Here is an 8,110-nt window from a genome sequence, read left to right as displayed (position 1 = left end):
AAAGTTATAAAAAGTATGAGAAAAAGTTAGCAAGAATGCAATATTTGAACCGCCATAAACAAATATGGTCAAATAACTATAGAAAAGCACAAATCAAAATAGCAAGATTACACCAAAAAATAGCCAACATCAGAAAAGATACATTACACAAAATTACTACCTATATTAGCAAAAACCACGCGGTGATAGGGATAGAAGATTTGAATGTATCTGGGATGTTAGCGAATGGGAAATTATCAAAAGCTATAGCTGATATGGGCTTTTATCAATTCAGAAGGCAGCTAGAATATAAAACACAACTGTATGGTAGTAAGTTAGTAATTGTGGATAGATATTATCCCAGTAGCAAGACTTGCTCAACTTGCGGAGAAAAGAAATCATCACTGTCATTATCTCAAAGAGTGTTTAAATGTGATAACTGTGGCTTTGAGATTGACAGAGATTTAAACGCTGCGATTAATTTAAAAAAAGAAGCGGTCAGATTGATCGTGTTAGCCTGTGGACTAGATAGTGCCGACACTGCTAGGGTGAAACAGGAAGAAAAAGCCAACTTTTGTTAGCATTAGTTAGCTTTTTTGTATCGGTGATTTATCAGAGTATCTTCATCCTGAAAACTTTAAGCCTGTAACTTTTGAATTTAAACCTAAAGACAAAAGTGTTAGTGTAAGAATGTCTGAAGAGATGTTAGAGGCTGTTAAATCTGTTTCAAAAAAAGAAGGTATTCCTTATCAACGCTACATTAGACGCGCAATAGAAAGGTCGTTAGGTGCAGAATACTAAAATTTACTTAGGGGTTGCTGAGAAAGTCTTTCCGTGAGGGCATAGGAGTCAGGAGTCAGGAGTCAGGAGTCAGGAGGAGATTTGAAAATTTCTTTGCCATCTCTTGAAATCCCCAAAAATGCACACTTTTTCCGGTATACCCTTCAAAACCCTTGCACTAATTTCTGTGTTTATCAGCCTCTAACCTTTGATATATCAAGGTTTTAGGTTTATTCAGCAAACCCTACTTAGGAGAGGTTTTCAACAACTCTCCTTATTTAATATCGAAAAACAGTATTTTGGAAATGACTAATCAACTAGATTTTTACCTATACAGCGATCGCATCATTGCTGTTTTGAAACATCTCAGCGCATAAAAAATATATTATATATTCCCTTGGATTTCTACACTAGAAATTAGACTTCAACTCAACAAACATGAACCCAGTAGACTATCTTCGCATTAGTTTAATTGATCGCTGTAATTTCCGTTGTCTGTATTGTATGCCGGAAGGTGCAGAATTAGACTATATCCTGAAACAACAATTATTAACTGATGAGGAACTACTCACTCTCATTCAAGAAGTATTTATCCCTGTTGGTTTTACTCGCTTTCGCTTGACTGGTGGTGAACCTCTACTCCGTCCTGGTGTGGTTGAGTTGGTAAAAAAAATTGCCCATCTTCCCCAAACTCAAGATTTGGCAATGACTACTAATGGGTTTTTATTAGCTCCTATAGCTAAAAGTCTTTATGATGCAGGTTTAAGAAGAATTAATATTAGTTTAGATTCTCTTGATGCAGCTACTTTTGAGCAAATTATCGGTAATCATGGCCGCGGACGTTGGCAGCAAGTCTGGGATGGGATTCAAGCTGCTTATCATGTGGGTTTTGATCCGTTAAAGTTAAATGTGGTGATAATACCTGGCGTTAATGACCATGAAGTTTTGGATTTAGCTGCTTTAACGATTGATAAAAATTGGCACGTCCGATTTATTGAATTTATGCCTATTGGTAATGGTGACTTGTTTGGCGATCGCGGTTGGGTATCTTCTGCCGAGTTACGCGATCGCATTCGTCAACGTTGGGGCTTGACAGAATCTCAAGTTCGTGGTAATGGTCCAGCCGATGTATTTCAAATTCCCGGAGCAAAGGGAACACTGGGTTTTATTAGTCAAATGTCAGAGTGTTTTTGCGATCGCTGTAACCGAGTGCGTCTTTCTGCTGATGGTTGGTTACGTCCCTGCTTACTCAATGAAACTGGGCAAATTGATTTAAAATCTTCTTTACGTGCTGGTTGTAGCACTACTCAATTACAATCACAAGTCAGAGAACTATTAGCAATCAAATCAGAAATTAACTTTAAACAACGCGACTCAGGTACTGTCGGCACTTACACCCGTACCATGTCGCAAATAGGAGGTTAACCTAATTTTAGATTTTAGATTTTGGATTGTGGATTCAAAGAACAACAACTATTCCAATCCAAAATCGTCAATCCAAAATCCAAAATTGAATTATGCTTGACGTGAGTAATATTCCACAACCAGCAGTTCATTAACTTGGAGTGCTACCCATTCTCTTTCAATCACACTATTGACTTTACCAGTCAATTTGTTTTTATCAAATTCCAGGTGATTGGGAAGGTTAGCTAAACCGGGATACTGTAAGTTAGCTTCTACCAATTTTTTGGATGCTTCTTTATCTCTCACACCAATTGCTTCACCGGGACGGCACTGATAGCTGGCGATATTCACTACACGACCATTAACGGTAACGTGACCGTGATTCACCAGTTGACGTGCTGCGGGAATAGTGGGAGCCATACCCATGCGAAAAACTGTATTATCTAAACGCATTTCCAGCAATTGCAGCAATACTTGTCCGGTAGAACCAGTAACTCTTCTGGCTTTACGAACATAGCGGAGCATTTGCTTTTCTGTTAAACCGTAGTTTAAGCGAAGTTTTTGCTTTTCTTCTAGACGGATAGCATACTCAGACCGTTTTTTGCGGTTTTGACCATGTTGACCTGGTGCATAGGCACGTCTAGCACTTTTGCGAGTTAATCCTGGTAATTCGCCCAAGCGGCGGACAATTCTGAGGCGCGGACCTCTATATCGGGACATGAGTTTCCTTATTTAATCCTGTTTAAACTTTACCCAAATATTCTATTATCACATAACTCTTAGCAATTAGCTAGAGTATTTTTGGTTAAATAATAAATACAGCAGATGGCAGATCAATGAGGTACAGAATCAAAATTGCAACCTAGACACCACTAGAGTTTTACTCCTGACTCCTGACTCCTGCTGTATCAGACTTTTGGAAGTATTTGGGTACTGACAATGAAATTCCTTGATAATAGAGGAGTTTCAGCAAATTCTAAGTTAGCATAACTTTGGGTGTTTGGAGAATAGCAATGTTAAAACGCAAAAAAGAAATTAGCAGTTTTTATAACTACAAAAGTAGTCATTTCTGGAAAATGTTCACAATTCCAGTGATGGCGATCGCCGGACTATGGACAAATATCTTGCCAAGTCAAGCTGTGATAAGTTCCTATAGAAATGATTACCGTGCTTGTGCGGCTCAATTATTAAGTGTAGGAGTGACAGCACAAGCAGCATCTCAAGGTTGTGCTACAACCATGCGACCAAGAGAGTTATCTACTTGTGTAGCTAAAATTACCAAACAAACAGAAATTACCCCAACTGATGCCCTTTATTCCTGTAGTCAAGCCCGTCGTGCAGAAGATTTTGCTACCTGCGTAGTCGGCATTAGCAAGAGTACCCAACAGGCAATTAACCAAGCTGCTCTAAGCTACTGTGGACGCAGTTTATTACCTGTTACCTTTGCTGAGTGTGTGGTTGGTTTACGCAAAGAAATTAATTTAACCCCGATTGAGTCTTTAGACCGGTGTATTGATGCCAGTTACCGTTCTATTAGTATTGGGGCTGGATCTACAACACGGCCGGGATTAATACCACCTTTTCAGACACTGCCTATCCCATCAACTCCTGAAGGCAGCATTTAAGTAGGGTTTGCTGAAAAAGTCCTTTCGTTGAGGCAGGGAACATTTGACTTTTGACTTTTGACTTTTGACTTCCGCGAAGCGATAATAGTTGGCTCAAGGTAATATCAGCAAAAATTAGAAGATAACTTCTAACTTTTGTTGATTTAGTCATCTTGATTACCAAAAGCCATTTGTAAAATCATGGGTGTACCGCCATCGCAGTGATATTTATCAGCCCAAGCGCGGATAATTTCATCCAATTCTTCCATCGCTTCCTGCATTTTTTCCAGAGGAATATCCAGTTCTTCTACAGCACGCATAGAATTGGCTTTCCTTTCTGCCCAGTTTTTCATCATCCGAAAATAACGAGCAGTATCTTCGACCATTGTGTAAGTACGTTCTTGGTCGTCTGCTGGGGCATAAAAGGGACGGGTTAGGGCATAAAAGGGCATTCCCCAAGGTGAATCAATGCGTGTCACAGTGCCTGAGTAGAGTAGACGACGTTTGATATGTTCTGCCAAGGCTTCACTCAGAGGCATTTGATGATGCTGGGGTAACTCTTCTTGCGATCGCTTGTGTAGAAATTCAATTAGCTCTAAAAATTCAAAGGAAGTAACTAACTGAGCGTCAGGCAGATTTTTAGGCAGCTTGCGCTCGATTTGTTTTTTCTCCTCACTGGTGAGACTTGTACCAGGAACACGAGACCTTCCTGGTTGCCAAGGATATTTTTCCATCCACACATAAGGCAATTGAATCAAATAGCGAGGTTCTTGGGAACCCAGCATTTTTAGCAATTTACCCTCAGTCAGAGCTTGTCTTACTTCCTCAACAATAATTTTGACTCGCTTCGGCTCCAGGTGGTGCAAATGCCCCGTCATTCGCAGGTTTTGTCCCTGTTCTAGATAGGTCATATAAATTGCACACTTAGCTGCTGTTGCGGCTGCATCTAAAAATGCTCCATGCCTATGGCCACTTGTACGCATGGCACTAAAAGCTAGATAAAGCATGATCTGATCCATCGCACTTGGACCAAGACGTTTGATCAGATCTATGTCGTTAGTCATATTCACAGACAGATGAATGGCACGTTTACGAAAAAATAGTAGTCAAATTTAAACTACCTATTATACACCAAATTGTAATTTTTGTTTTCACTCTCAATAGAGATTTGTTATGGTTTCACCATAAAATAACTATGGTGCTAAATTACCTTGGGTGTAATCATTAATTTTGAACAGTAAAAGAAAGGCTCACCAATAATAACATCAGGTTAACAAAATTGATGGCGTAGCGTGCTGGAGGCATAGCTTTCGGACATAACATAATGTTTAGGGTTTCAGCGATAGGTTATCACCCAAATGCTTCGCCCCTACAAGGTAAAAACAGATTACCTAGCATTACTGAATCTACGCTCTAGGCCGTTGACTTAATCAAACCAACCCTTAGTCTAGCATCAACTTGATCTAAATTGAAGAATATGCACATTACTGGAGGTTTAACTCATACCAATTCTTAATTTTACATTAAGACATTCAGACTTAATTGGGTATTTCCCGGTTAAATCTGTGGAAATATAAAATTATGGTATAAATTTTCAAGTATTTGTACATAGTTTAATTGTTTTTAATCATTTAATTTTTGGCACTGGAAGATTTAACCTTTTGCATTTTTTCCCAGCTGATAGCAACTGCGCCACCAGTTACCAATAAAACTCCCAGAATTTGCAGAATATCCAATTTTTCTTGAATCATTAATCCAGCGAAAATTACGGTGAAAACTGGGACAACAGCACCAATGATAGCGGAGCGTTGTCCTCCTAATTTGCGAATGCCAAAATTGTTGAATAAATAGCCGCAAAGAGTGAGGACACCTAACATAAAAGCACTTAAAATCACTTCCAATAAATTGGATGATCTAATGGCTAAACTCCAATCACTTGGTAAAGGTACTAATAAGCAAACAAAGCTGAATAACAACATGGTTGCGAAATTAATTAAAGCAAAAGAAACTGGATGCAGTTTCGGAGCGGATAACCTAGTAAGAATTACGTATACAGAAAAAGCTATTCCGGACATAATTCCAGAAATAATTCCTAAAGAGGTATTATTAATACCAGTTGAATAACTACCCAAGATTAATAATTGACCACAAAAAATGCTAGAAATCGCACTAAAACTTAATAAGCCAGGACGCTCACGAAAGAGAAACCAAGCCAAGAGTACAGTGATCATGGGATAGATAAAAAACAGAGCGATCGCTACTCCAGTTGTTACTTGACCAATAGCAATGTAAATTAAAACTTGGGACAAAAATAAAAAGCCACCACTCACAACCGACAACAGTAATACCTGTTTTGTGTTTGTTTTCTTAGCAGCAGCATTTCTGCTAACTGAATCAAATAGACTTTGTAAGTCTTGCCAAACTGGAGGGTGCAAAATAGGAGCTAAAAGTAACATTAAAGGTACAACCACCAATAATCTCAGCATCAAGATTAAGAAAATATTTCCCAATGTTGGTGACATTAACTGTTGTGTCTGGAAGTTTCCTAACAGATCAGAACCTTGATAGAACAGCGCCTTGACAACAACGTTGTAAAGGGATGACATCACCGTTGACAACAGAACCAACAGGAAACCTATCTGAACTGAAGATGAGTTTGGGGAACTTGGAGGTTTTTGTTGTCGGGGTGTTACTTCCTGCTGTATTTGTTGGGGAGAGTATGGGTTTAATTTTGCTGGGGAAGACTCAGGAACAAGGACAGAAACTGGTTTTGGTGGATTTTCTGGAGTTGGATTTTCTGATGTTTCTGAGGTTAAAGACTCAGGAACAAGCACAGAAATTGGTTCTGGTGGATGTTCTGAAGTTGGGGTTTCTGGTGTTTCTGAGGTTAAAGACTCAGGAACAAACACAGAAATTGGTTCTGGTGGATGTTCTGAAGTTGGGGTTTCTGGTGTTTCTGAGGTTAAAGACTCAGGAACAAGCACAGAAACTGGTTCTGGTGGATGTTCTGAAGTTGGGGTTTCTGGTGTTTCTGAGGTTAAAGACTCAGGAACAAGCACAGAAACTGGTTCTGGTGGATGTTCTGGAGGTGGTGGTAATGCAACCACAGCATCTGAGGATGAATTTTCGCTTTTTGGTAGCTCTTGAGTTAATAAAGAAACTCGTTCAGCAACTATTCTCTCTGAAGAATTTTCCGAGAAACCATTTTTGTAGGTTTCGCCCAGTTGCAATACTGTTGGCGCTCCTCCTGTCAAAATTTTCAGAGAATTTGCATCTTTGATGTTCTCTAGTTCCTCTCGTAAACGCTTGACAAATTCTGCTAAGATTTCTTCCCCTTGCTGCTGTTGATCGTACATTCGTAACAACTGCTGGGAAAGATGGCTTTGATAATTTGTTAATTCTTTTTGGATGGAGCTAAAAGCAATTGTGACGGTATCATCCAGATTGTTCAACATCTGACTGACATTTTCACTTATCTGACTAGCTACTGTAGAATTGACTTCAGCCGATCTGAAGGTGGACTGATGGGAAGATTCTCCGGTTATTGATTGATCAGCTAAACTTTTGAGTGAAGATTGCAGTTGGGAAGATATATGTTTTGCCAAAACTTCCGCCAACTGACGAATCAAAACTTGCTGTTCAGTAATTTGTCGAGCTTGCTGTAATTTTTCTTTTTCTTCTATTAATCGTTGAATGTCATTAGCTAAACGGTTTTTTTCAGTTTCGAGCCGCTTTACATCGTCTTGTAAAGTTCTAATAACATTCTGTTGGAGTTGTTCTAAGTCTTCAACTACATCCCAAAGGGCATTTTCTGCGGCTCTGGATAAGTCGCTTCTGTTTCGTGAGTTTTCTGGTCGCTTTTCAAATCGCCCCATTAGTTTCTAACCTCTAACACCTTGACGATAAATCAGTTATCAGTTATCAGTTATCAGTTGTCAGTCTGTTCACGGTTCACGGTTTACTGTTCACTGATAAATGTTTCACAGCCTTGCAGATTGGTAGGTTGTTAAAAACCAAAATTTGTGCGAAGTGTAAATTGCGTGACAGTTTCCGTTGCTTTGAGAAATTAAAATATTGTTCTGGATTGTTCTGGGAATTGTTCTGAGAAAAGTAGAAGATTTTTTTATCTCCTATTCAATATTTTAATAAATTGCCCACAATTATGCAAAAATATACTATTTATAGATAATTGCATAAGATGGCAGTTTTCAATTGTCCATGATTTGCATTTGCTGTGGCAGTACATCACCGAAAGTTTTTTGCAAAAAAAACAGTAATCTTACTTAATTTTTGCAGTCGAGAATGTATTGCATTCAAATAATAAGCATTAAGCAAGAATCTTC

7 protein-coding genes are annotated in these 8,110 nt (G+C 38.8%); 4 read left to right on the top strand and 3 right to left on the bottom strand.

Features of this window, described 5'->3' with window-relative positions; translation table 11 throughout:
- From H6F45_RS10425 to moaA, 3 genes are all read left to right on the top strand, one after another.
- A partial coding sequence (locus H6F45_RS10425) for an RNA-guided endonuclease TnpB family protein (RefSeq protein WP_190347134.1) occupies positions 1-560 on the top strand: 560 nt, incomplete at its 5' end.
- Positions 561-579: 19 nt separating this feature from the next.
- Complete coding sequence (locus H6F45_RS10420) at positions 580-780, top strand: CopG family antitoxin (RefSeq protein ID WP_137669632.1); 201 nt, start codon at positions 580-582, stop codon at positions 778-780.
- Positions 781-1,197: 417 nt separating this feature from the next.
- Positions 1,198-2,184 carry a GTP 3',8-cyclase MoaA gene (gene moaA / locus H6F45_RS10415; protein ID WP_137668777.1) on the top strand — a complete coding sequence of 329 codons (987 nt, stop codon included), beginning with the start codon at positions 1,198-1,200 and terminating at the stop codon, positions 2,182-2,184.
- A gap of 90 nt (positions 2,185-2,274) precedes the next feature.
- Here moaA and rpsD read toward each other — a convergent pair whose 3' ends face one another.
- A complete protein-coding gene (gene rpsD, locus H6F45_RS10410) occupies positions 2,275-2,883 on the bottom strand; it encodes a 30S ribosomal protein S4 (protein WP_096567275.1) in 609 nt (202 codons plus the stop codon).
- Between the two features lie 293 nt (positions 2,884-3,176).
- Here rpsD and H6F45_RS10405 point away from each other — a divergent pair, with 293 nt between their 5' ends.
- The gene (locus tag H6F45_RS10405) at positions 3,177-3,788 is read left to right on the top strand and encodes a hypothetical protein (protein ID WP_137668776.1); all 612 of its coding nucleotides are present in this window, start codon (positions 3,177-3,179) and stop codon (positions 3,786-3,788) included.
- Positions 3,789-3,931: 143 nt separating this feature from the next.
- On the opposite strand, the gene hetR is transcribed toward H6F45_RS10405, so the two are convergent.
- Positions 3,932-4,831 (bottom strand): heterocyst differentiation master regulator HetR, encoded by a 900-nt coding sequence (gene hetR / locus H6F45_RS10400; protein WP_096567272.1) that lies wholly within the window; start codon positions 4,829-4,831, stop codon positions 3,932-3,934.
- Between the two features lie 567 nt (positions 4,832-5,398).
- Positions 5,399-7,642: an EamA family transporter gene (locus H6F45_RS10395; RefSeq protein ID WP_190347133.1), complete on the bottom strand. Its 2,244-nt coding sequence runs from the start codon at positions 7,640-7,642 to the stop codon at positions 5,399-5,401.
- Positions 7,643-8,110 lie beyond the last annotated feature (468 nt).

Origin of the sequence: Sphaerospermopsis sp. FACHB-1194, assembly GCF_014696235.1 — a bacterium.
Taxonomy (GTDB): Bacteria; Cyanobacteriota; Cyanobacteriia; order Cyanobacteriales; family Nostocaceae; genus Sphaerospermopsis; species Sphaerospermopsis kisseleviana.
This window is presented reverse-complemented; position numbering and strand designations above follow the sequence as displayed.